Raw genomic sequence first — 23,360 nt, forward strand, 5'->3', positions numbered from 1 at the left:
CTGAGCGAATAATAACTATTAGATCACAGAGAGTCAGCTCAATCAAGGTTGTTTTTTGTACAATTAAAGGTAATTAGAAAAAACGCATAAAATGCGTTTTTGGGAGAAATTCTACAGCCTCAACGCCCGCTTAAGCGGAAAAAATAGTTGGCTATAATTGTGTAGCGGAGCGAAACAGCCAACTGTTTTTGTTCCGTTTAAAGCGCTTGTTAGGCAATACTAGCTACTAAAAAAACCATTGAATTCTGATAGGTATGATAGTTTTAGTTGTTCTGCTGTTTTAGGTGTTATCGGTGTTCTGGAAATATCAGCTGATACTTTTAATGTAGAAACAGCTACACCAAATAAAGCAGCAACACCTTGGGGTACATTATCAAGAGCAGGCACAAGTGTTGATAAATATTCAGCCGCACCTCCACTAGCTAGGTTCTTGTAATCAAAGGATATTGAAGGCTTAAAATTTGTAAGATGGAATCCTCTCCATCTCTCTTTTGTAACCCTCATAGAGGCTTCTACTGCTTTACCAAAATCAGTAACAATAAGGTTTTGAGCTAGAGCCCGATCAGGCTCTTTTTGAACTTGTAAACATAACTCATCCAAATAATACCAAAGTTCTCCAAGCTGTTCTTTTCTTTGATATTTGAATTCAAGAACATCTTCGATAGGAGTACTTCCAGGTGGGACAGGCATTATATTTGCAATATCTAGTGTTATATTACTACGGAGTTCAGAATGTTGATCTGCAAGGTTTAATCTATCTCCATCCTGCATGAAAACCCACTTTCCTGGCTCCATACCCATTAATGCTTCAGCAACGATTGCTTGAGCTTCTAAAAGCGATCTTCCACCATCCCCACCAATTTGATTGAGGGTAACCCTTGGCCGTCTAATTAAACCTTGTTCAATAAGAAGTTCTTCATTTTCTATTCCAAAATGCATTAAGCTATTTGTTGGAATGACTACATCATCCCAATACAGCAAGTAGTACCTAAGCTTCTCATTGCTCATACCAACTTTCAGAGAAAATTCATTTTTATGTCTTGATTTGACAGCAACCGGAGCTGCAATTATTCCTCTTTCCATTAGTGACTCACTTTGTTTGTATTGCCTAACAGCATATTATCCATAATTCACGATAGTAACGGATTATGAAATAAAAAATAACAAAACAATAATAATTAAATCATTACCTGTCAAAGCCTTATAGTCAAATAAGCGATCTTATTTGGACTATTAACCTTGTAGAAACTAAGCACTGCGGCTACATCAACTTCCCGTTATCGTTTTTCTGAATCAATCACTACCTTTAGCAAGCTAAGGCATGGATGCCGTTGCTAGTTCAGTTCGCCACAGGGATGTGGCGTATGAACGGTGCGCTAAGAAGGGAGTTATTTATTCAGATTAAAAAACGTTACGGGCGAGTTTCTTTTGGTTCTGTTTTCTTTGTTCGTATAAAGAAAATGAACTCGCCGACAGGGCGAAAACACAGTGAATAAACATCAAACTGACCGGACGAGCGCAGACGACTTAACACCTATTCATAAAGGTATCAAAGCACATCTAAACCAAGGCAGGATGAATCCTGCGCCCCAAAACCTAACCTTTACGCTTTGCTTAAAGTACAGAAATGACAAGTGAATACTCACAACATAAAACCTTACTCTGCATGTCTACAACTAGCCCACCGTTGAGCTTTCCCAAATAATTAATAACTTTCAGCAACAGCAAACAGGATGTTTGCTGTAAGTTCATTCGGCACATGGACGTGCCGTATGAACTGATGCGTTAAGAAAGTTGTTGATTATTTGGATCAGAAAGCGGTTCGGTAGCCAGTTTCTTTGCCTCCTTTCTTTTCTGGTAAAAGAAAGGAGATCGCCGACAGGGCGAAATAAACGCCAGTAAAAATCAAACTGCCACGACGAGCGCAGACGCCCCGATATCTAAAACTTGAGTAAATACCCTTTCCTACGCACACCATAGGAAAGGACTATTATTTAAAAAAGCAGGCTAAACCCAGCGGACCAAAACACCACCACTTTATTACAGGCACAAAAAAAGCAAGCCGAAGCTTGCCCTATAAAGTTATGCAAAGGTTTACTTAACTAAAAGCAAACCTTAAGAAAAATTACTCTGCTGCTGCTGGCGCTTCTTCTTTTTTCTCTGCTGCTTCTTTCATAGAAAGACGTACGCGACCTTGGCGGTCTACTTCTAGTACTTTAACTTTAACTTCTTGGCCTTCTTTCAGGTAATCAGAAACTTTTTGAACACGCTCTTCACAGATTTGTGAGATGTGAACAAGACCGTCTTTACCAGGAAGAATGTTAACGAATGCGCCGAAATCAGCTAGACGTACAACTTTACCTGTGTAAATAGTACCTACTTCAACTTCAGCAGTCAGTGCTTTAATGCGGTTGATTGCATCTTCTGCTTGCTCGCCGGATGTTGCTGCAATTTTAACTGTACCGTCATCTTCGATTTCAATTGTTGTACCAGTTTCTTCACAAAGAGCACGAATAACTGCGCCGCCTTTACCAATAACATCGCGGATTTTATCCGTGTTGATTTTCAGTGTGTGAATACGTGGAGCGAATTGAGAAATGTCATCACGACCTTCAGAAATTGCTTCATCCATTACAGATAGAATGTGTAAACGTGCAGCTTTTGCTTGGTTTAAAGCAATTTGCATGATTTCACGAGTGATACCTTCAATTTTGATATCCATTTGTAAAGCTGTGATACCGTTAGTTGTACCCGCTACTTTAAAGTCCATATCACCAAGATGATCTTCATCGCCTAAGATATCAGAAAGAACAACGAACTCTTCGCCTTCTTTAACTAGACCCATCGCGATACCCGCAACAGAAGCTTTAAGAGGAACACCAGCATCCATAAGCGCTAGAGAAGAACCACAAACAGAAGCCATTGAAGATGAACCGTTAGATTCAGTGATTTCCGATACAACACGTACTGTGTATGGGAATTCTTCAACCGTAGGCATTACAGCTAATACACCACGTTTCGCTAGACGACCGTGACCAATTTCACGACGTTTAGGAGAACCAACAAAACCAGTTTCACCTACACAGTATGGAGGGAAGTTGTAATGTAATAAGAAGTGATCTTTCTTCTCACCCATTAGACTATCGATGATTTGTGCGTCACGTTGTGTACCAAGCGTAGCTGTTACTAATGCTTGAGTTTCACCACGTGTAAATAATGAAGAACCGTGAGTACGTGGTAAAACACCAGTACGAACGTCAAGTGCGCGAACACTTTCAGGATCACGTCCGTCGATACGTGGCTCACCTTTAATGATGCGAGTACGTACAACAGTTTTTTCTAAATCATGTAAGTATTCACCTACTTGCTTAGCCGCTAACTCTTCGTCAGCCGCTAATAATTTTTCTTTAACTTCAGCAGTGATAGCTTTGATTGCGTCGTAACGCTCGCCTTTGTCACTGATTTGGTAAGCCGCTTCAAAACGTGCTTGTGCTTCAGTTGCAACAGCCGCATCTAATGCTTCGTTACGAACTGGTGCAGTCCAATCCCATTTAGGACGAGCTACTTCAGCAGCAAATTCTTTGATTGCTTCAACAACAACTTGTTGCTCATCGTGACCGTATACTACAGCGCCTAACATTACGTCTTCGCTTAAGATACCAGCTTCAGATTCAACCATTAATACTGCGTTGTCTGTACCAGATACCACAAGGTCTAGCTCACTTGTTTCTAATTCTGTTTTAGTTGGGTTAAGTAGGTATTGACCTTCTTTGTAACCAACACGAGCACAACCGATAGGACCATTAAAAGGCATACCAGAGATAGAAAGTGCCGCAGATGTTGCAATCATAGCAACGATATCTGGGTTAACTTCTGGGTTGATTGAAACAACGGTCGCAATCACTTGTACTTCATTTTTGAAACCTTCAGGGAAAAGAGGACGAACTGGACGGTCAATAAGACGTGCAATTAACGTTTCTTCTTCAGATGGACGACCTTCACGTTTGAAGAAACCACCAGGAATTTTACCTGCAGCGTATGTTTTTTCCTGGTAGTTAACAGTCAGAGGGAAGAAATCACGCTCTTGATCATCAGCATTTTTACCAACAACAGAAACGAATACACAAGTATCGTCCATGCTACACATTACAGCGGCAGTTGCTTGACGTGCAATTACGCCAGTTTCTAGTGTTACCGTATGTTCGCCATACTGGAAACTTTTTACAATAGGAGTCATTTTTTTTCCTTTATTAAAATAATTTTCTCTATGCTTTTTATCGCGCCCACAGTATACGTCAACCCGACTTTTTTTAAACTTTTTTAGGTTAATTTTTTACGATTTATACGTCACTAAAGAGATAAATTAGCGATAATTATCAATTACCTTAAAAAATAGATATAAATATGTGAAGTCATATATTTGTCTCTTAAACTAAATTGCTACACTGCAACTATCCAACAATACCCAAGGTTTCATCATGACACCTCAAACATTGCCTATTCTTTACTCTTTACGTCATTGTCCTTATGCGATGCGAGCACGTGTTGCCATTTTTAAATCCAATCTGCCTGTTTTATTACGTGATATAAAATTAAATAACAAACCATCAGAGATGCTTGCCCTATCGACAAAAAAAACAGTGCCTATGATGGTGATAAAAACAGATAATTCATTACAGGTGCTCGAAGAAAGTTTAGAGATAATGCTAAAGCTATTAACGACAAATGATCCACAGCAATTATTAAGCCCGCCCAATACAACATTAGAAGAAATGCTGTCACTTATTCATTATTTTGAAGCTGAATTAATTCCTGCAAATGAAGCTTATAAATGTGCCAAACGTTACCAAGAAAAGAATATTGTTGAGTGCCGACAAGCATGTGAGGTTTATCTTCAACAATTAGAATTACGATTAACTCAACATCGCTATTTATTATCAGATAATGAAAGCTTAATGGACATTGCTTTAATGCCATTTATTCGTCAGTTTTCAAAAGTGGAACGTCAATGGTATCAACAATCCCCCTATCCTAAATTAAGAGCTTGGTTAAACCATTATTTGCAGAGCCCTATGTTTACCAAAATAATGGCAAAGCATGAATTATGGGTAGATTGTCATCGAGACATCATTTTTGGAGCAAAATAAGCCAACATAATAGAATAACTAAATGTTGGCTTTAACTTGTTTTTTATTGATAACAAGCATCAAAAAACTGCTTTTCTAATAATACAGCTTGTTGAAAATACTCTTGCATTGATGCTTGTTGAGTTGCATCTGCTTCATTAAATGCAGTATCAAGTTGAGAGCGTAAATGCTCAATGACAGATTCAAAATACTCACCTGAATGTAAAGTGATCCATTCACCAAAATAAAAGGGTAATGATTCAACAGCCCCAACCATTGGTTCTGCCCAGCTTAAATAAACCCATTCAGCAACACATAATACCGCGATCATATTTACGTATTCACCACTGTTTGCCGCTTTCAGCATTAACGCTTGGAAATCACTGGTTGGTGTTAATAATTTAGGCGCTGTTCGTTCTGATTCAGGCACATTCAACATATCAAAAGAGCGTTGAAAATAAGTATTCTCAGGGCCGGCAATGATCCCTAAAAAATGCGCTAACGGTAAACGGTCTGGTAAAGAAGGTGCATGATGAATAGCTGATGCCGCTAAACGCACAAAGTTATCGATGAAAGTATAATCTTGAGCTAAATAAACTCGCATTTTTTCTAATGATAAACTTCCATCTGCTAGCTCAATACAAAATTTATGGTTAGTTGCAGCTGACCATTCTGCGATACAAGTTTGTTTTAATTGTTCACTTGGGCGCATGATAATCCCTCATCCATAATGTTTTTATGTGTAATAAAAAAAGAGCTATAAAGCTCTTTCTATTTAAGTTGAAAAGTTAAAAATTAAGCGCCTAACAATAGCTTATCATCATCTAACTCTTCACCATCAGTGCGCGCTTGTGCAAATAGGTTTAATAAGTCTTTAACCTCATAACCAGCACGTTTTTCACCTGATAAGTCAAATATGATTTTACCTTCGTGAAGCATGATAGTACGAGAACCATGATCTAAAGCTTGGCGCATAGAATGGGTAACCATCATCACTGTTAATTGTTTTTCAGCAATGATCTGCGAAGTAATATCCATTATTAATGCTGCTGTTTTTGGATCCAGTGCAGCTGTATGTTCATCTAATAATAAAATAGTACTTGGTTGCAATGCAGACATTAACAAACTAACTGACTGACGTTGCCCACCTGATAACAATCCCATCTCACTGTCGAGTCTATTTTCAAGGCCAAGGTTTAAGCGACTTAACTGTTCACGAAAAACCTTACGCATATTACTATTTAAAGCTGATGAAAGACGTCCCCTTTTTCCTCGACCATAAGCAAGAGCCATGTTTTCTTCGACGGTTAAATCGCCACAGGTACCGGCTAACGGATCTTGAAAAACTCGGGCTATATCTGCTGTTCTTCCCGTAGCGGGTAACTTAGTAACATCTCGCTCACCAAAAAGGATTTTGCCTTTAGTACTGCTTATATCACCTGCAATGGTATTTAATAAAGTCGATTTCCCGGCACCGTTAGAGCCAATTACAGTAACAAATTCACCCATCGGAATAGTTAAATCGATACCACGTAATGCTAATTTTTCAGTGGGTAAACCACGGTTAAAAGTTACATGTAAATCTTTACAACAAATCATGCTTCATTCCTCGCAGCTTGTTTTGCTTTCCACTCTTTACGTAATTTAGGGAAAATTAATGCTAAAGCAACAAGTACCGCAGTTATCAGATTTAAATCTGATGCACTAAAACCTAAGAAATCGGCATTAAGCGCCATAGAAACAGCGATTCGATATAACACAGAACCGACAATACAGCTGAGTACAATGACGTACATTGAGCGACTAGCAAATAATGATTGACCAATAATAACGGCAGCTAAACCAACAACAATTGTACCAATACCCATTGTTGAGTCAGCAAAGCCATTAGTTTGTGCAAACAAAGCACCCGCTAAACCAACTAATCCATTAGACAACGCTAGACCAGCATAAACCTTTTGTTTAACGACAATACCGTTTGCTTGCGCCATACGCTTATTAGAGCCAACCGCTCGCATTGCCAAGCCATACTGTGTTCTTAAGAACCAAGCAACTAACAAGCCACCAGCAACAGCACAGATACCAACAAATATCACCCGCATATACATATCGGGCAGACCAAACAAACCTTCAAAAGGTGTTAATATGGTCGGCTCCATTATAAGCGCGACATTGGGTTTGCCCATCACACGTAGGTTAATGGTATATAAGGCAGTCATTGTTAAAATACTGGCTAACAAATGCAATATATCAAAGCGTAAGTTCAACCAAGCGGTTACTAGCCCCGCACATGCTGCGGCAAGAGTACCGGCAAGTGTTGCTACTAACACATTAACGCCCATTACAATCAGTGTTGCTGTAACAGCAGCTCCAAGTGTGAAACTGCCGTCAACGGTTAAATCAGGAAAATCTAAGATACGAAAAGTGAGGTAAACACCAATGGCAACAAGGCCATAAATCAAACCAATTTCTAACGTACCTAAAAAAGAAAAAAGAGACATTGTGATCCGTTCTTATTTAATAATTTTGGTTGCACGAGCTAACGCATCAGCAGGAATCTCTACACCCATGCGTTTAGCCATTTTAGGATTAACATACAAGTTTGTACCTTCTGCCATTTTCACATCAATCTCACCTGGCTTTTCACCTTTTAGTATACGTACAACTAAGTCACCTGTTTGACGACCTAAATCGAAGTAGTTATAGCCAACAGCAGCGACTGCGCCACGAGAAACTGAATCGGTATCACCAGCAAAAACAGGAATTTGAGCATCAATCCCCACTTTAACAACTGATTCAACAGCACTAATAATAGTGTTATCAATTGGGCAGTAGATTGCATCAACTTTACCAACTAACTGCTTAGTTGCGATCATCACATCAGAAGATTTAGGGGCAGCTGATTCAATAATTTTGATGCCCATTTCAGCAGCAGCTACTTTTAATGCAGCAACGCTTGATACTGAATTGGCTTCACCTGGATTATACGGAACACCAACTGTTTTTAAATTAGGTATAAATTCTTTCATCAACTCTAAATGTTGTTTCACATTTACCATGTCAGACAAACCTGTCACATTGCCACCTGGCTGTTTTAAGCTAGGGACCAATTTAGCGCCAATTGGATCGGTTACTGCAGAAAATACAACGGGAATATCACGACTTACACTAACCGCAGCTTGTGCGGAAGGTGTTGCAATAGCAACAATAACATCAGGTCGGTCGCCTACCATTTTACGCGCAATTTGTGCGGCAATAGCAGGCTGTCCTTGAGCACTTTCATAAGTGAACTTTAAGTTATCCCCTTCATAACCATTTTCAACTAAAGATGACTTAATTCCATCACGTACGGCATCTAATGCAGGGTGTTCAACAATGGCTGTGGTGGCAATATAAACAGGCTTTGCTTGTAAACTAGTAGAAATGACGGCAACAGCCAGAAGAGTACTTTTAAGAATTGAATTGAGCTTCATATTTTAGTCCCTTAAATTAGCTTTATTGTTAGAAGGATCAGCATAAAATTTTTGATATGTTAACTCTTTTAACGTGGGTAGGCAGTATTGTACGAGTTCTAACCGTATCAGTTAATATTAATTTAACCAATAGGAAATGGATAAAATAGTTAACAAATCACTGCATAATGACAGAGATTTTATCTCTCTTTATAATATTGAGACTAGGCCGCTTGTTTTTTGTGCATCGCTTGATGTCGTTTTCAACAAAAAAACTAAAGGTTCCTTTAGCAACAGGCTCTAAGTCGATTTTAAGTGCTTATAAACGATATAGATCTAATTCAACTTCTAATACCTTTGATGAGTAATAGCTAAATATTCATTAAGCAGAAACAAAAAAAGAGCCCTTAGGCTCTTTTTGGAATCAAGATTTAAGTCGAAATTAACGACGTAGACCTAATTCTGCGATTAATGCTGTGTAAGCTGCAACATTTTTACGCTTTAAGTAGTCAAGTAATTTACGACGTTGACTAACCATGCGTAATAGACCACGACGGCTGTGGTGATCATGGATGTGCTCTTTGAAGTGACCTTGAAGGTGGTTGATTTGTACTGTGTACAATGCAACTTGAACTTCAGGTGAACCAGTATCGCCTTCTGCGCGACCAAATTTTGCTACAATCTCAGCTTTCTGTTCTGCACTTAGTGACATAACGTACTCCGATATTTTGTGGTTATGTGAATAACCTATTTTAATTATTATCGCCGATCACTAATTCAGCGATAAAGTGAACGCCGAATAATACGGACTTTATAGTGACTGTGCAACTATAAAAGCGGCTTATTTTAGCTGTTCTATTAAAATTGTTAATAAACAGAAAATGGGGGTTAATAAACCGATATAAATGAAGAATTTATATCGGCCTGACCAATCCCATTTTATCTTAATGGTTTCAATAATGCTTTAATCACAGAGCTTAAACTAGCAAATACAATTAACACCGCAAGAAGCGGTAATAAAAACCACATTGCCGGATGTAATTGGGCAGGCAATTCAAAGCCCCACCTCATCAAAGCAAACAAAATCATTTCAGCAGCAATAGCTGCGACAATACCAGCACTCAAGCCTAATAAACCATATTCAGCCCACAATGTATGACTAATACGTTTTTTGCTCGCCCCTAAGGTGCGATACAAGGTAATTTCTCTTTTACGTTCATTAAGACTGAGTCGCAACAAGGTAAATATGAGTAAAATTCCAGCCATAACACCTAAAGTAGCTAAGCCAGTCAAAGACCAAGAGATTTGCCTTAATAAACTTTGAATTTTATTCGCCATTGTCCGTAAATCTAGTAACGTTACCGTTGGATAGGAACGTGCTAATTGAGTCACCCTGTCAGTTTGATTTTCTTCTGCTCTAAAACTCACCATCCAAGTGGCAGGTAAATCAGCAATAGCATCTTCACTAAAGATAAAGACAAAATTAGGTTTCAAACTTTGCCATTCAACAGCTCTAAATGAGTTGATAGTGGCACTAAAGCTTTGACTATTAACTTCAAAAGTAAGCTTATCGCCCAATTTCAGCCCTAATTCATCAGCAATATTTTGCTCTACTGATACCGTTTTTTCTCCACTCCACTGTCCAGCAACCACTTCGTTATATTCAGGTAGCTGATCCATCCAAGTAAAGTTAACTTCCCTTCTTAGAATGCGTGTTTCTGCACTTTCATAAACGGCCATATCGGTTGTTTGAATGTCATTTATTTCTGTCACTCGTCCACGAATAATCGCAAAAGCATCACTACGGGGCAGCGTTAATGAATCTATATCCTGTAAATAAGAAGCGCGTTGTTCAGGACTGATATTAATAGAAAATACATTGGGTGCATCTGGTGATAATGTTTGCTGCCAATCTCCTAGTAAGTCACTTTTAACAAGCCAAATAAGTGACACCAGCATCAAAGAGCCAGACAAAGCAGCCAACTGCATCATGCTATTTTTAGGCGAGCGACTGATTCGGCTCAGCGCTAAACTCAGTGCAGCACTCCACTTCAATTTCGCTAATAAAGTTAATAAACCATAACTCAATCCTGCTAGTACAATAAAGAGGATCAACAATCCAGCTAACACCATCCAAACCAATTTGTTACTACCATAGAAAACAACTAATGCAGTTATTGGGAGCAGCAATAACCACCAGCTTTTTTTAGAGTATTGTACGGTTTGTTTTTGAATAACATTAATAGCAGGCGCATCTAACAAACGCATTAATGGTATCAATAATGCGGGCAACCCAATACACAGGGAAACACCAATAGCGAATAAGAAAGGTTGTATGCCAACACTTGGTAAAACTTTAGGTAGGATATCAACTAAGGGAATACGTAATAAATATTCTAATAATAATCCTAATGAACTCCCCACCACAAAAGCAACAACAAACATGATCAATACTTGCGTTGTTAACCAACTACGTAACCAAGCTCTACTTGAGCCCATGCTTTTGAGCATGGAAACAGTTTCACTGCGATTACGAACATAATGCAGACAAGTTAAAATCAAGGTCACGGCAGCCATTAAAATAACCATTAAAATAGTTAATGATAAATACTGCTTCGCTTTATCCATCAACCTAGCAGCTCGACTTTCACTATTTTGGTCAACCCATCTTTCACCAGCTTGTAATTCATAGTTACTTTGAAAAGCTGCGAGAGTCGTTGGTTCGCCATTAATAAATAAACGATGTCTAACTCTACTGCCTAATTGTATAGCCCCTGTTCCCTCTAAATTACTACTGTGGATAAATAAGTTAGGAATACTGTTAAATGGGTTATAAGCCAATTCAGGCTCATCAATAATCACACCGCTAATCGTTAATTCTGCATCACCAATTGCAACGGTTTCTCCGACCTTAGCTTCTAATATGGACAATAACCTGGCCGATACCCATAACTCATTAGGGTTAACTTGGTGTTTTATCTGCTCAGTTTCATCACGTAAGTTTAATACTCCACGTAATGGATAAGTACTTTCAACACTTTTAACCGTAACCAACTGCATTTTGGTATCGCTAAAAGCCATGGTTTGAAAACGACTTTGTGTTGAAACCGTTAATCCGGCCTCTTCAGCTTGATTAATCAATGAGGGTGAAATAGGGTTAGTGGAGCGTAATACAAGATCCGCAGCCAATAAGGTTTTACCTTGGTTTGTCATCACCTTTTCAACCCGTAACGCTAAGGTTGATAAAGCAACAACACAAGCAATGATTAAGGTTAATGCCACCATCACAGGCCATAATTGGCCTGACCAAATTTCTCGCCAACTCCAGCTAATGATCATTTTATTTGCTTTCATACGCTTTCCTGACATTGACCATCATTAATAATCAGCGTTCGCTGACAGCGCTTAGCAAGTTCAGCATCATGTGTAATTAAAACTAATGTTGTTCCCTGCTCTGTATTCATTGCAAATAATAATTCAATAATATTTTGTGCTGTTTGCTGATCTAAGTTTCCAGTTGGTTCATCAGCAAATAAAATTTTAGGTTGAGTTACAAATGCACGCGCTAAAGCAACGCGTTGCTGCTCCCCACCTGATAGTTGAGTGGGTAAATGTGTTTCTCTACCGGATAAACCGACTTTTTCTAACAATGCTTTGGCTTTAAGCTCATTGTTTTTTTGATCTTCATTACCACGTAACAACATAGGTAAAGTGACATTTTGCAATGCTGTTAAAGAAGGAATTAATAGAAAATTTTGAAAGACAAAGCCAATAGACTCACTGCGAATTTTTGCACGTTGTTCATCATCCATTGATGAAATAGTAGAATCTAATAATGTAATGGAACCTGATGTTGGTTGATCTAATCCTGCTAACAATCCCATTAATGTTGATTTTCCTGCCCCAGATGTCCCCATAATTGCAATAGATTCACCTTCCATAATATTAAAAGAAATCCCCTTTAATATAGATAATTGGTTATCATTACTGATGACAGATTTTGTAACATTTTCAACACTTATAATGGATTGACTCATGATTAAACGTATTCCCTTATTGTTTATATTTTTTATTTTAATGGCATCTTCATCTTTGGCTTACAGTACCACGTTACTCATTATTGGAGATAGTTTAAGTGCTGGTTACCGCATGCCTGTGGAGAAAAGTTGGCCTGTACTATTACCTCAAAAGCTACAACAACAAAACAAAGAAGTTAATGTTATCAATGCAAGTATTTCAGGTGATACTAGCGGCAATGGTTTAGCAAGACTCCCTGCATTATTACAACAACATCAGCCAGATTATGTACTGATTGAATTAGGTGCTAATGATGGTTTACGCGGTTTTTCACCTAATATTATTAGTCAGAATTTAGCGACTATGATTGACCTGATAAAAAAACAAAATGCGCAACCATTATTAATGCAAATACGCGTGCCTACCAATTATGGACAACGTTATAGCAACGCTTTTTCTGGGCTTTATCCAAAATTAAGTGAGCAAAAAGAAGTGCCGTTACTTCCCTTCTTTTTAGAACACGTGATCACCCAACCTGAATGGATGATGAGTGATGGTTTACACCCCAAAGCAGCTGCGCAACCGTGGATTGCAGAATTTGTCGCAGAAGCGCTCAGCAAAGTAATATAATAACAATTTATTAACATACCGCAACCACAGTATTTATCAATAAGGATAAATATACATAGAGTGAAGTAGATGATTAAAAATCAAAAAACAGCCACCTTATTTGCTCTTTTAGCCGTATTGATGTGGTCCACTGTCGCCACTGCTTTTAAAATCACATTAAGCTACTTTAGTGCACTACAAATGCTCTTAGTGGCCAGTTTAGTTAGTAGCATTGTATTAGTGATCATTTGTCATTTTCAGCACAAACTGACTTTACTTAAATCGAGTTTTTTAAAAAAACCATTTTTCTATTTATTAATGGGTGGCATTAATCCCTTTTTATATTACTCATTACTTTTTCAAGCCTATGACTTATTGCCCGCACAACAAGCGCAATCATTAAATTATACTTGGGCAATCACCTTGTCTTTATTAGCCGTCCCTGTTTTAGGTCATAAGTTACGTAGAAATGATGTCATCGCTATTGTTTTAGGCTATTTAGGTGCATTAGTGATTGCAACTAAAGGTGATTTATTTGCAATTAATTTTGATAGCCCTCTTGGTGTTACTTTAGCGCTTCTCAGCACGATTCTTTGGGCTTGTTATTGGATATTTAATAGTAAGAACAATGCAGAACCGATCATCGCATTATTGCTATGCTTTTTATGTAGCATGCCTATGATATTTCTCGCAGTATTAATCTTTGATGATATTAAATTAATTGCTTGGCAAGGTTGGGTAGGTGCAACCTATATTGGATTATTTGAAATGGGATTAGCATTTGTCGCTTGGTTAACGGCACTTAAATACGCGGAAAGCACGAGTAAAATAAGTAACTTAATTTTCATATCTCCTTTTGTCTCATTATTATTATTAAATCAGATTATTGGAGAGACTATCTATCCAGCAACAATCATAGGCTTAATTTTAATTATCACAGGGTTATTGATTCAGAAGAAATCCTAACAGAGAAAGTTGGATGCGAAGATAAACTAAGTTTTCAAAAGAGATAAATAGCTCATACTCAAATTTTAGGCATAAAAAAACCAGCTAGAAGCTGGTTGATTTATAGAATTGGTGCCCGGAGCCAGACTTGAACTGGCACGCCTATTGAGCGAGGGATTTTAAATCCCTTGTGTCTACCGATTTCACCACCCGGGCAATTCTATAATGGAGGCGGAACCCGGAGTCGAACCGAGGTGGATGGATTTGCAATCCACTGCATGGCCACTCTGCCATTCCGCCAAAACATTTGGAGCGGTACACGAGACTCGAACTCGTGACCCCAACCTTGGCAAGGTTGTGCTCTACCAACTGAGCTAGTACCGCATCACTATGTTTATCTCAAGAAGAAGTAGTAAACTATTTCCCCTCTCGATGTGTGCGCATTCTAATGATTCTTAACAATGAGTCAATATAAATTATCGACTTTTTTACTTCTTTTAATCTGTTCGACGTTTTTTTAGACGAAGCGTTTATATATTCAGCAAATTTAGAAATCATTACTCTTTTTTAATAAAGGCCATGCAGCTTTTAAATAAACAATCATTGACCATAGCGTTAATGCGGTTGCGATATATAGGAAAGTAAAACCAACCCACTCCATTAATGTAGAGTATTCCCAAATTAATAAGAATAATGCAAACATTTGCGAAGCTGTTTTAATTTTTCCAATAGAAGAGACAGCAACACTTGCTCGCTCTCCTAATTCAGCCATCCATTCTCGTAATGCGGAAATAATTATTTCACGACAAATCATCACCATTGCTGGAATAGTGATCCAAATAACAGCGTAATGCTCAACAATCATCACTAAAGCGACAGCCACCATAATTTTATCTGCAACCGGATCTAAAAAAGCACCAAAAGCAGTTTGTTGATTAAGACGACGAGCTAAATAACCGTCTAATAAATCTGTCACTCCCGCTAACCAAAAAATAAAAGCGGCCATTCCTGCAGACCATGTCATGGGTAGGTAATAAACAACTACAAATACAGGGATCAAAAGAATTCGAAAACTGGTTAATATATTGGGAATGTTAAGCATTAAAATATCCTTTAAGGTAAGCCCTCTCATTTTGGCATTTTATGCTTTGCTTTTGCAAATACTTAACTCATAAAAGCGACAATTAAAATTAATCTTACTCTTTCTTACTTTATTTTTAACAACACTTAAGACAGGTATCAATGATGTAACACTTCATAAATAGTTTCAGCTAAGTTTTTACTAATACCGTTGAGCTTAGTTAATTCATCAACACTCGCATTTTTAACGCCCTGTAAACCACCAAAATGGTTCAGTAACATTTGTCGGCGTTTAGCCCCAACACCTGCAATACCTTCTAAGGTACTCGTTCGTCTTACTTTATCTCGCTGCTGTCTATGCCCCATGATCGCAAATCGATGCGACTCATCTCGGATCTGCTGGATCAGGTGTAAAGCAGGTGAGTGACTATCTATCTCTAATATTTCATGGCTATCAGCTAATATTAACGTTTCTAAACCTGCTTTACGGGTTACTCCTTTTGCGATACCAATTAATAAAGGGTACTTATGAGGAAAGTTATGTTCGAGTGAACTAATAATCGTTTCAGCTTGGCTTAATTGCCCTAACCCACCATCAATGAAAATAATATCGGGCGTTGTCTCTTCGCTTTGCACATCCTTAAAACGCCGTGCTAACACCTGTCCCATGGCAGCATAATCATCGCCAGGTGTAATTCCCGTAATATTAAAACGGCGATAGTCAGATTTTTTAGCGCCTTCACGATTAAATACAACACAAGAAGCCACTGTTTTTTCACCCATCATATGAGAGATGTCATAACATTCCATACGAGAAATAGGTTGTGTTAACTCTAACTTATCTTCTAATAAGCTATAACGCTGTTGAATGGATTTTTGTTGGCTCAAGTGAGTGCTCAATGCAATATTGGCATTAGTTTTAGCAAGTTTAGTAAAACGTAAACGCTCGCCCCGCATAACAATTTTAAGTTTAGTTTTATAACCACTATGTTCAGAAAATAGATCTTCAAATATTTCTCGATCACTAAAATCATTTGTTAATAGAATTTCACGAGGGATTGCCCTACCATTTTGCCCAGACAAATAAAATTGACTTAAAAAGCTGCTTAAGATTTCTTCTTCAGCACTATTTTTAGGTACTTGAGGAAAGTAATTACGACTCCCTAATACTCGACCTTGACGAATAAAAAGCATATGAATACTGGCAACACCATGTTGATAAGCAAAACCCAATACGTCTAGTTGTTCAACTTCACCACTCACCCACTGCTGCTCTTGTACCTTCTTTAAAGACTGAATTTGATCTCGCCTTACCGCAGCTTTCTCAAACTCCAAAGCCTCGCTTGCCGACTCCATTTCAGTCACTAATTTTTCAATGACATGCTGGCTTTTACCCTGTAAAAAGGACGTAGCTAATTCAACTTGATGAGTATATTCCTGCTCAGGCATGGCATTGACACAAGGGCCAAGACAACGCTTAAGTTGGTACTGTAAGCAAGGACGAGAGCGGTTTTTATAATAACTATCTTCACATTGGCGGATAGGAAAAAGTTTTTGCATTAAATGCAAACTTTCTCGCACAGCACCACCACTTGGATAAGGCCCAAAATAGGTTCCTTTACGCTTTTTATTTTGAGAGCGTACTAAAGTCAGCTGCGGATGTTTATGGTCACTTAAGAATAAGTATGGATAAGACTTATCGTCACGTAGCAACACGTTATATTTAGGTTTATGTTGCTTAATAAAATTATGTTCGAGTATTAACGCTTCTGTTTCAGTATGCGTAATGGTCACTTCAATACGCACGATATGACTGACTAAAGCCAATGTTTTAGGATGTTTCTGGGTAAGACTAAAATAGCTACTTAAACGCTTTTTAAGGTTTTTAGCTTTACCGATATAGATGATCTCATCTTTATCGTTAAACATTCGGTAAACACCAGGTTCAGTTGTTACCGTTTTTAAAAAAGCATCAGAGTTAAACTTTGGCATAGGCTAAATTTACTTTACTGAATAGATGACAAATCGAATATAAGAAAAAGGCACCGCAAGGTGCCTTTATTAAATGCTAAAGTGTATCAGCATCTAACATGCCATAACGAATGGCAAGATGTGTTAATTCAACATCTCCATGAACACCTAATTTATCAAATAATCGATAACGATAACTATTAATGGTTTTAGGGCTCAAATTAAGCTGTTCTGAAATATCAACCACTCGCTGGCCTTTAGTTATCATGATCATGATTTGTAATTCACGCTCAGACAACACACTAAATGGGTCTTCATTACTTGGAGATAATTGTGACAATGCCATCTGTTGTGCAATTTCAGGCGCTAAATAACGTTGTCCTGAATTAACTGCACGAATAGCATTTAATACTTCCTCAGGTGCTGCCGCTTTACTTAAATAACCTGCGGCCCCCGCTTGCATTACTTTTGTTGGAAATGGGTTTTCTGTATGCATGGTTAGCATAATAATTTTAATGTCTTCATTGATGCGTAAAATTTTATGCATCGCATCAAGACCACCGATCCCGGGCATATTGATATCCATCAAAATCACATCGGGTTCATTACTTCGGCACCACTTAACAGCTTCTTCTCCGCTTTCAGCTTCGCCAATTACTTTCATGCCTCGAACATCATCAATGATACGGCTTATCCCTGTACGAACTAATTCATGGTCATCGACCAACAGGATATTTATCACTAAAATTTTCTCCGTATGAGTAATAAATTACTCATGATACTAAACAGGTGAGTGTAAAAATTTGTTAGGTATAGTACCGACTCAGTCAGCTATCGCATATATAAAAAGAGTGATGTTCTGAGCTAGTTAACAATTATCATAAAAGGTAGATTATTTATTATTCTAATAATATATCTTCACCTAATTATTTAGACTTTTTAACACATTTAAACAAGCAATGCTCTTATTTTCATTATGAAAATTAAGTCATCAATTAAGTGACATACATACTATCAAACTATCTACGATTAGATATAAAAAAGGCCACTTAAAAGTGGCCTATATTAATAAGAGTTCAACTTACTTACTAATATCATCAAAAAACGTTTTTAAACTATTTAAAAAACCTTCTGATTTTGGTTTGTGTTTTTTGCTGCTGCTCGAACACAGTGAGTTTTCAAACTCTTTTAATAACTCACGTTGTTTACTTGATAATTTAACCGGTGTTTCTACCGTCACTTTACACATTAAATCACCAACAGAATGACTGCGAACTGATTTAACACCTTTATTACGCATGCGGAACATACGGCCAGTTTGTGTTTCAGCTGGTATTTTTAATTTAACACGGCCATCTAAAGTAGGCACTTCAATTTCCCCACCTAAAGCAGCTTCAGTAAAGCTGATCGGCACTTCACAATATAAATCATTGCCATCACGCTCAAATACATCATGAGGACGAACATTCATTTGTACGTATAAGTCACCAGCTGGAGCACCATGTTCTCCGGCTTCACCTTCACCACTTAAACGAATACGATCGCCTGTATCAACACCAGCAGGAATCTTAACTGATAATGTTTTACTACGCTCATAACGACCGTCACCATGACATTTATTACATGGATCAGTAATGATCTTACCTTTACCACGACAAGTAGGACAAGTTTGGTTAACCGCAAAGAAACCTTGACGCATTTGTACTTGGCCTTGGCCATGACATGTACCACAAGTTTTTGCATCTGTGCCTTTTTTAGCACCTGAACCATTACATTGTTCACAATGTACTAATGTTGGGATTTCAATCTCTTTAGAAATACCTTTAACAGCTTCTTCTAACGTCAGTTCCATATTGTAACGTAAGTCAGAACCTTGCTGTGCACGTTGGCCTCCACCGCGACGACCACCACCAAAAATATCACCGAAGATATCGTCAAAACCACCGCCACCAAAACCACCGTGACCACCTTGGCTTTGTTGATTAACACCATCATGACCATATTGATCAAATGCTGCTTTTTTCTGAGGATCGCTAAGAATTTCGTAAGCTTCTTTTACTTCCTTGAACTTTTCTTCTAGCGCGTCATCACCTTTAGTACGATCTGGGTGGTACTTCATCGCTAAGCGTTTATAAGCTTTTTTAACTTCTTTTTCTGTCGCATCTCGGCTTAAACCAAGTACTTCATAACAATCACGTTTAGACATGGATATTTCTCAAATCTCTGTTTATTGAAAACAAACACGCGGATTATAGATAAATCCATAACCCGCGAGTTGAAACGATATAACTTATTAGGGGTTACCTAATTATTTTTTCTCGTCTTTTACTTCTTCAAACTCAGCATCAACGATATCATCGTCTTGCTTAGCTTTAGCTTCAGGTTGCTCTGCACCAGCTTCACCAGCTTGTGCTTTTTGTTGAGCAATTTCCATTAGCTTTTGTGACGCTTCTGCAAGTGCTTGAGTTTTAGCTTCGATTTCAGCTTTATCTTCACCTTTGCTCGCAGTTTCAACTTCAACAATTGCAGCTTCTATTTTCTCTTTCTCGTCAGCTGGTAGAGCATCACCTGCTTCTTCAATTTGTTTCTTAGTACCGTGAACCATTGCATCTGCTTGGTTACGAGCCGTTACTACTTCTTCAAATTTCTTATCCGCATCAGCATTTGCTTCTGCGTCATTTACCATTTTTTCAATCTCTTCGTCAGATAGACCTGAACTTGATTTGATAGTAATTTTTTGCTCTTGGTTTGTATCTTTATCTTTAGCAGATACATGCAAGATACCATCCGCATCCATATCGAAAGTAACTTCGATTTGTGGTGTACCACGTGTAGCAGCACGAATACCTTCTAGGTTAAATTGACCTAAAGATTTGTTGTCTGCAGCACGTTTACGCTCACCTTGAAGAATGTGGATTGTTACCGCACTTTGGTTATCTTCAGCCGTTGAGAACGTTTGTGACTGTTTAGTTGGAATCGTTGTATTTTTATCGATAACTTTCGTTAATACACCGCCCATTGTTTCGATGCCTAAAGATAACGGCGTAACGTCTAATAGTAGAACGTCAGTTTTGTCACCAGAAAGTACAGCACCTTGGATCGCAGCACCCATTGCAACCGCTTCATCAGGGTTCACGTCTTTACGAGCAGCTTTACCAAAGAATTCAGCAACAGTTGCTTGAACTAGAGGCATACGTGTTTGACCACCAACTAAGATAACGTCATCGATTTCACCAACAGAAAGATCTGCATCTTTAAGAGCAAGACGTAGAGGTTCAAGTGTTGCTTTAACCATATCTTCTACTAAAGACTCTAATTTAGAGCGAGTAACTTTAACATTTAAATGTTTAGGACCTGTTGCATCAGCAGTGATGTATGGCAAGTTAATTTCTGTTTGTTGTGCAGAAGACAATTCAATTTTTGCTTTTTCAGCTGCTTCTTTAACACGTTGCATTGCAAGTGGATCTTTAGTTAGATCGAAGTTTTGTTCTTTTTGGAACTCGCCTACTAAGAAGTTGATTAAACGGTTATCGAAATCTTCACCACCTAAGTGTGTATCACCGTTAGTTGATAATACTTCAAATGTTTTTTCGCCATCTACTTCATCAATTTCAATGATTGAGATATCAAATGTACCACCACCTAAATCGTATACTGCAACTGTGCTGTCGCCTTTAGAGTTATTAACACCGTAAGCAAATGCAGCAGCTGTTGGCTCATTGATGATACGTTTAACATCAAGACCAGCGATACGACCAGCATCTTTAGTTGCTTGACGTTGCGCATCGTTAAAGTAAGCAGGAACAGTGATTACAGCACCAGATACTTTTTCACCTAGGTAATCTTCAGCTGTTTTTTTCATTTTTTTCAAAACTTCAGCAGAGATTTGTGGAGCAGCCATTTTTTTATCGCGTGCTTCAACCCATGCATCACCGTTATCAGCCTTGATAATTTTATAAGGCATGATTTTAAGATCACGCTGTACTTCTTCATCTTCGAAACGACGACCGATTAGACGTTTAATTCCGAATAAAGTGTTTTGTGGGTTAGTTACAGCCTGACGTTTAGCTGGTTGACCAACTAGGATTTCACCGTCTTCTGTGTAAGCAATGATTGAAGGAGTTGTACGTTCACCTTCTGCGTTTTCAATGATTTTTGCTACATCACCATCCAGTACAGAAACACATGAATTTGTAGTACCTAAATCAATACCGATAATTTTACCCATTTTAACTCTCTCCACACTTGTTAATAGTTGTTACTTGTTTAGTTGGCTCATCTGCAATTTGCAGTGCCTGTTTGATACTTTATATATAAGGGGGTATTTTTTTGTTTCAAGGGCAATTAACAAAATAAATGTATATTTATTAAAAAATATTTAAATTGCCATAAAAAAAGGTGCCGAAGCACCTTGTGTCATTACCATCTAACAAGATGATTAATCAGCAGCTTTTGCAACCACAACCATTGCAGGGCGAATAACTTGACCACCGCTTAGTTCATAACCTTTTTGCATTACTGCAACGATTTGGTTAGCAGGAACACCTTCAACGACTTGCATACTCATTGCTTGGTGTTTTTCTGGGTTTAATACTTCTCCCACAGGATCAATTTGTTGAATACCGATACTTGAAATTGCTTTTAATAGTTCAGTTAACGTCATTTCAACGCCATCAAGCATAGGCTTAATCGCTTCATTTTCTTTGTCAGCATGTTGAATAGCTAGCTCTAAATGATCTACTACAGGCGTTAATGCATTCGCAAATGTTTTTAATACTGATTTTCGACGATTTTCAGCATCGATACCCGCTTTACGAATTTCATTTTGAGCAAATGCAGTGGCACGAGCAATGCCATCTTTTTGTTCTGCAATCGCTTCTTCTGCAACAGCTAACTTTTTAGTTAACTCTTCTATTTTAAGAGCTTGCTCATCAACAGGCTCAGCAGCAACTTCTTCTACTTCAGCATTTTGTTCTGCTACATCATCACCTAAAACAGTTTCAATCGGCTCTTCAACTGTGTTTTTTTGTTCTTCACTCATATTTCAATCCTACCTAACATTAATATTGGTCAATTTTATAAGCTCTATTATGGGGATAGTAATAATAGTTTCAAGCCTGTTAATAAAAACATTTATTAGAGGTATACTGAAAATCATCGCATTTTTAGCTAATGGGCATTTTATGAGTCAAGATAGTACGCAACAAAGCCAATTTAAAACTATTGGATTAATTGGCAAACCACAACATAGTGAAGCATTGCAAACTTTGACAAGCTTATATCATTTCTTACAAGCCCGAGGCCATTCAATTATTGTTGATCGCCGTCTATGTGATGATCTTAATCTAGCAAAAATAAAATATGATGATTTAGTGGGTATCGGTCATAAGTGTGACCTTGCAATTGTTGTCGGTGGTGATGGTTATATGCTTGGAGCAGCTAGAGTACTTGCTCGATTTGATATTTCAGTCATTGGCGTTAACAGAGGTAATTTAGGTTTTTTAACTGACTTAGATCCTGAAAATTTTGAACAGCCTCTAGCAGAAGTATTAGAGGGAAACTATCAAACAGAAAATCGCTTTTTATTAGAAGCACAGGTTCATAGCCATGGCCATATGAAAAGTTGTAATACCGCGGTTAACGAAGCCGTTTTACACCCTGATAAAATTGCGCATATGATTGAATTTGAAGTGTATGTAAATGATAACTTTATGTTGAATCAACGTGCCGATGGATTAATTTTATCAACACCTACAGGTTCAACTGCTTACTCGCTTTCTGGAGGCGGACCAATATTAACCCCTAATCTAGATGCAATTAGCTTATTACCTATGTTTCCACATACATTGAATAGTCGTCCAATAGTGATTGATGCTAATAGTACTGTGAGATTAAAAATAGCACAGACTAATTCAACCGAAATGCAGATTAGTTGTGACAGCCATGTGAATTTATCCGTTTTACCAGGTGACGAAGTCATTATTAAAAAAACGCAACATCAATTAAAACTGCTACATCCACAAAACTATAATTACTTTCACGTACTCCAAAATAAATTTGGATGGGGTAATAAACTCTATTAATTAAAAATTTAGCATAAAATCATCACATGACACTTTACTGTTTAAAAAAACAGTACTACACTGTGTATTAAAACAGT

The 23,360-nt window shown here is 37.9% G+C and carries 19 protein-coding genes, 3 tRNA genes and 1 pseudogene; 5 read left to right on the forward strand and 18 right to left on the reverse strand.

The window, feature by feature from the left end; all coding sequences use genetic code 11:
- Positions 1–219: 219 nt before the first annotated feature.
- A pseudogene (locus tag E2R68_RS11610) lies at positions 220–1,104 on the reverse strand (DUF6236 family protein); the annotation flags it as partial.
- A gap of 221 nt (positions 1,105–1,325) precedes the next feature.
- Here E2R68_RS11610 and E2R68_RS13920 point away from each other — a divergent pair.
- Entirely contained in the window at positions 1,326–1,496 is a 171-nt protein-coding gene (locus E2R68_RS13920) for a hypothetical protein (RefSeq protein ID WP_166738852.1), read from the forward strand.
- 629 nt (positions 1,497–2,125) lie between these two features.
- On the opposite strand, the gene pnp is transcribed toward E2R68_RS13920, so the two are convergent.
- Positions 2,126–4,237: a polyribonucleotide nucleotidyltransferase gene (gene pnp / locus E2R68_RS11615; protein ID WP_134277859.1), complete on the reverse strand. Its 2,112-nt coding sequence runs from the start codon at positions 4,235–4,237 to the stop codon at positions 2,126–2,128.
- Positions 4,238–4,478: 241 nt separating this feature from the next.
- Between pnp and E2R68_RS11620 the strand changes: the two genes are divergently transcribed.
- Positions 4,479–5,147, forward strand: coding sequence for a glutathione S-transferase (locus E2R68_RS11620; protein ID WP_134277860.1), 669 nt, complete (start codon positions 4,479–4,481; stop codon positions 5,145–5,147).
- 43 nt (positions 5,148–5,190) lie between these two features.
- Here the strand turns inward: E2R68_RS11620 and E2R68_RS11625 are convergent, their stop codons facing one another.
- From E2R68_RS11625 to E2R68_RS11655, 7 genes are all read right to left on the reverse strand, one after another.
- Positions 5,191–5,838, reverse strand: coding sequence for a TenA family protein (locus E2R68_RS11625; protein WP_134277861.1), 648 nt, complete (start codon positions 5,836–5,838; stop codon positions 5,191–5,193).
- A gap of 83 nt (positions 5,839–5,921) precedes the next feature.
- Positions 5,922–6,725, reverse strand: a complete 804-nt coding sequence (locus tag E2R68_RS11630; RefSeq protein ID WP_134277862.1) for an ABC transporter ATP-binding protein — start codon at positions 6,723–6,725, stop codon at positions 5,922–5,924.
- The gene (locus E2R68_RS11635) at positions 6,722–7,627 is read right to left on the reverse strand and encodes an ABC transporter permease (RefSeq protein WP_134277863.1); all 906 of its coding nucleotides are present in this window, start codon (positions 7,625–7,627) and stop codon (positions 6,722–6,724) included. Before E2R68_RS11635 ends, E2R68_RS11630 begins: the two co-directional genes overlap by 4 nt.
- Before the next feature lie 12 nt (positions 7,628–7,639).
- Positions 7,640–8,599 carry an ABC transporter substrate-binding protein gene (locus tag E2R68_RS11640; protein ID WP_134277864.1) on the reverse strand — a complete coding sequence of 320 codons (960 nt, stop codon included), beginning with the start codon at positions 8,597–8,599 and terminating at the stop codon, positions 7,640–7,642.
- 421 nt (positions 8,600–9,020) lie between these two features.
- Positions 9,021–9,290, reverse strand: a complete 270-nt coding sequence (gene rpsO, locus E2R68_RS11645) for a 30S ribosomal protein S15 (protein WP_028870486.1) — start codon at positions 9,288–9,290, stop codon at positions 9,021–9,023.
- A gap of 227 nt (positions 9,291–9,517) precedes the next feature.
- Positions 9,518–11,932, reverse strand: coding sequence for an ABC transporter permease (locus tag E2R68_RS11650; RefSeq protein ID WP_166738853.1), 2,415 nt, complete (start codon positions 11,930–11,932; stop codon positions 9,518–9,520).
- On the reverse strand, positions 11,929–12,615 hold the full coding sequence (locus E2R68_RS11655; RefSeq protein ID WP_134277866.1) for an ABC transporter ATP-binding protein: 687 nt from the start codon (positions 12,613–12,615) through the stop codon (positions 11,929–11,931). Before E2R68_RS11655 ends, E2R68_RS11650 begins: the two co-directional genes overlap by 4 nt.
- Between E2R68_RS11655 and tesA the strand changes: the two genes are divergently transcribed.
- Positions 12,614–13,225 (forward strand): multifunctional acyl-CoA thioesterase I/protease I/lysophospholipase L1, encoded by a 612-nt coding sequence (gene tesA, locus E2R68_RS11660; RefSeq protein ID WP_134277867.1) that lies wholly within the window; start codon positions 12,614–12,616, stop codon positions 13,223–13,225. The genes E2R68_RS11655 and tesA overlap by 2 nt on opposite strands.
- Before the next feature lie 69 nt (positions 13,226–13,294).
- Positions 13,295–14,170 carry a DMT family transporter gene (locus tag E2R68_RS11665; RefSeq protein WP_134277868.1) on the forward strand — a complete coding sequence of 292 codons (876 nt, stop codon included), beginning with the start codon at positions 13,295–13,297 and terminating at the stop codon, positions 14,168–14,170.
- A 109-nt stretch (positions 14,171–14,279) separates the two neighbouring features.
- Here the strand turns inward: E2R68_RS11665 and E2R68_RS11670 are convergent.
- The 9 genes from E2R68_RS11670 to grpE form a co-directional block, all read right to left on the reverse strand.
- Positions 14,280–14,365 (reverse strand) — tRNA-Leu (locus E2R68_RS11670).
- 10 nt (positions 14,366–14,375) lie between these two features.
- Positions 14,376–14,449 (reverse strand) — tRNA-Cys (locus E2R68_RS11675).
- 8 nt (positions 14,450–14,457) lie between these two features.
- Positions 14,458–14,533, reverse strand: a tRNA-Gly gene (locus tag E2R68_RS11680).
- A gap of 163 nt (positions 14,534–14,696) precedes the next feature.
- Entirely contained in the window at positions 14,697–15,251 is a 555-nt protein-coding gene (gene pgsA / locus E2R68_RS11685) for a CDP-diacylglycerol--glycerol-3-phosphate 3-phosphatidyltransferase (RefSeq protein ID WP_134277869.1), read from the reverse strand.
- 137 nt (positions 15,252–15,388) lie between these two features.
- Positions 15,389–17,221, reverse strand: a complete 1,833-nt coding sequence (uvrC, locus tag E2R68_RS11690) for an excinuclease ABC subunit UvrC (protein WP_134277870.1) — start codon at positions 17,219–17,221, stop codon at positions 15,389–15,391.
- Positions 17,222–17,297: 76 nt separating this feature from the next.
- Positions 17,298–17,942, reverse strand: a complete 645-nt coding sequence (uvrY, locus tag E2R68_RS11695; RefSeq protein ID WP_134277871.1) for a UvrY/SirA/GacA family response regulator transcription factor — start codon at positions 17,940–17,942, stop codon at positions 17,298–17,300.
- A gap of 339 nt (positions 17,943–18,281) precedes the next feature.
- On the reverse strand, positions 18,282–19,406 hold the full coding sequence (dnaJ, locus tag E2R68_RS11700) for a molecular chaperone DnaJ (protein ID WP_134277872.1): 1,125 nt from the start codon (positions 19,404–19,406) through the stop codon (positions 18,282–18,284).
- Positions 19,407–19,508: 102 nt separating this feature from the next.
- Positions 19,509–21,428 (reverse strand): molecular chaperone DnaK, encoded by a 1,920-nt coding sequence (gene dnaK, locus E2R68_RS11705; protein ID WP_134277873.1) that lies wholly within the window; start codon positions 21,426–21,428, stop codon positions 19,509–19,511.
- Between the two features lie 210 nt (positions 21,429–21,638).
- Positions 21,639–22,241: a nucleotide exchange factor GrpE gene (grpE, locus tag E2R68_RS11710; RefSeq protein WP_134277874.1), complete on the reverse strand. Its 603-nt coding sequence runs from the start codon at positions 22,239–22,241 to the stop codon at positions 21,639–21,641.
- Between the two features lie 142 nt (positions 22,242–22,383).
- On the opposite strand from grpE, the gene nadK reads away from it, so the two are divergent.
- Positions 22,384–23,283, forward strand: coding sequence for an NAD(+) kinase (nadK, locus tag E2R68_RS11715; protein ID WP_134277875.1), 900 nt, complete (start codon positions 22,384–22,386; stop codon positions 23,281–23,283).
- Positions 23,284–23,360: the final 77 nt, after the last annotated feature.

Origin of the sequence: Psychromonas algarum (assembly GCF_004376845.1) — a bacterium.
Classification (GTDB): domain Bacteria; phylum Pseudomonadota; class Gammaproteobacteria; order Enterobacterales; family Psychromonadaceae; genus Psychromonas.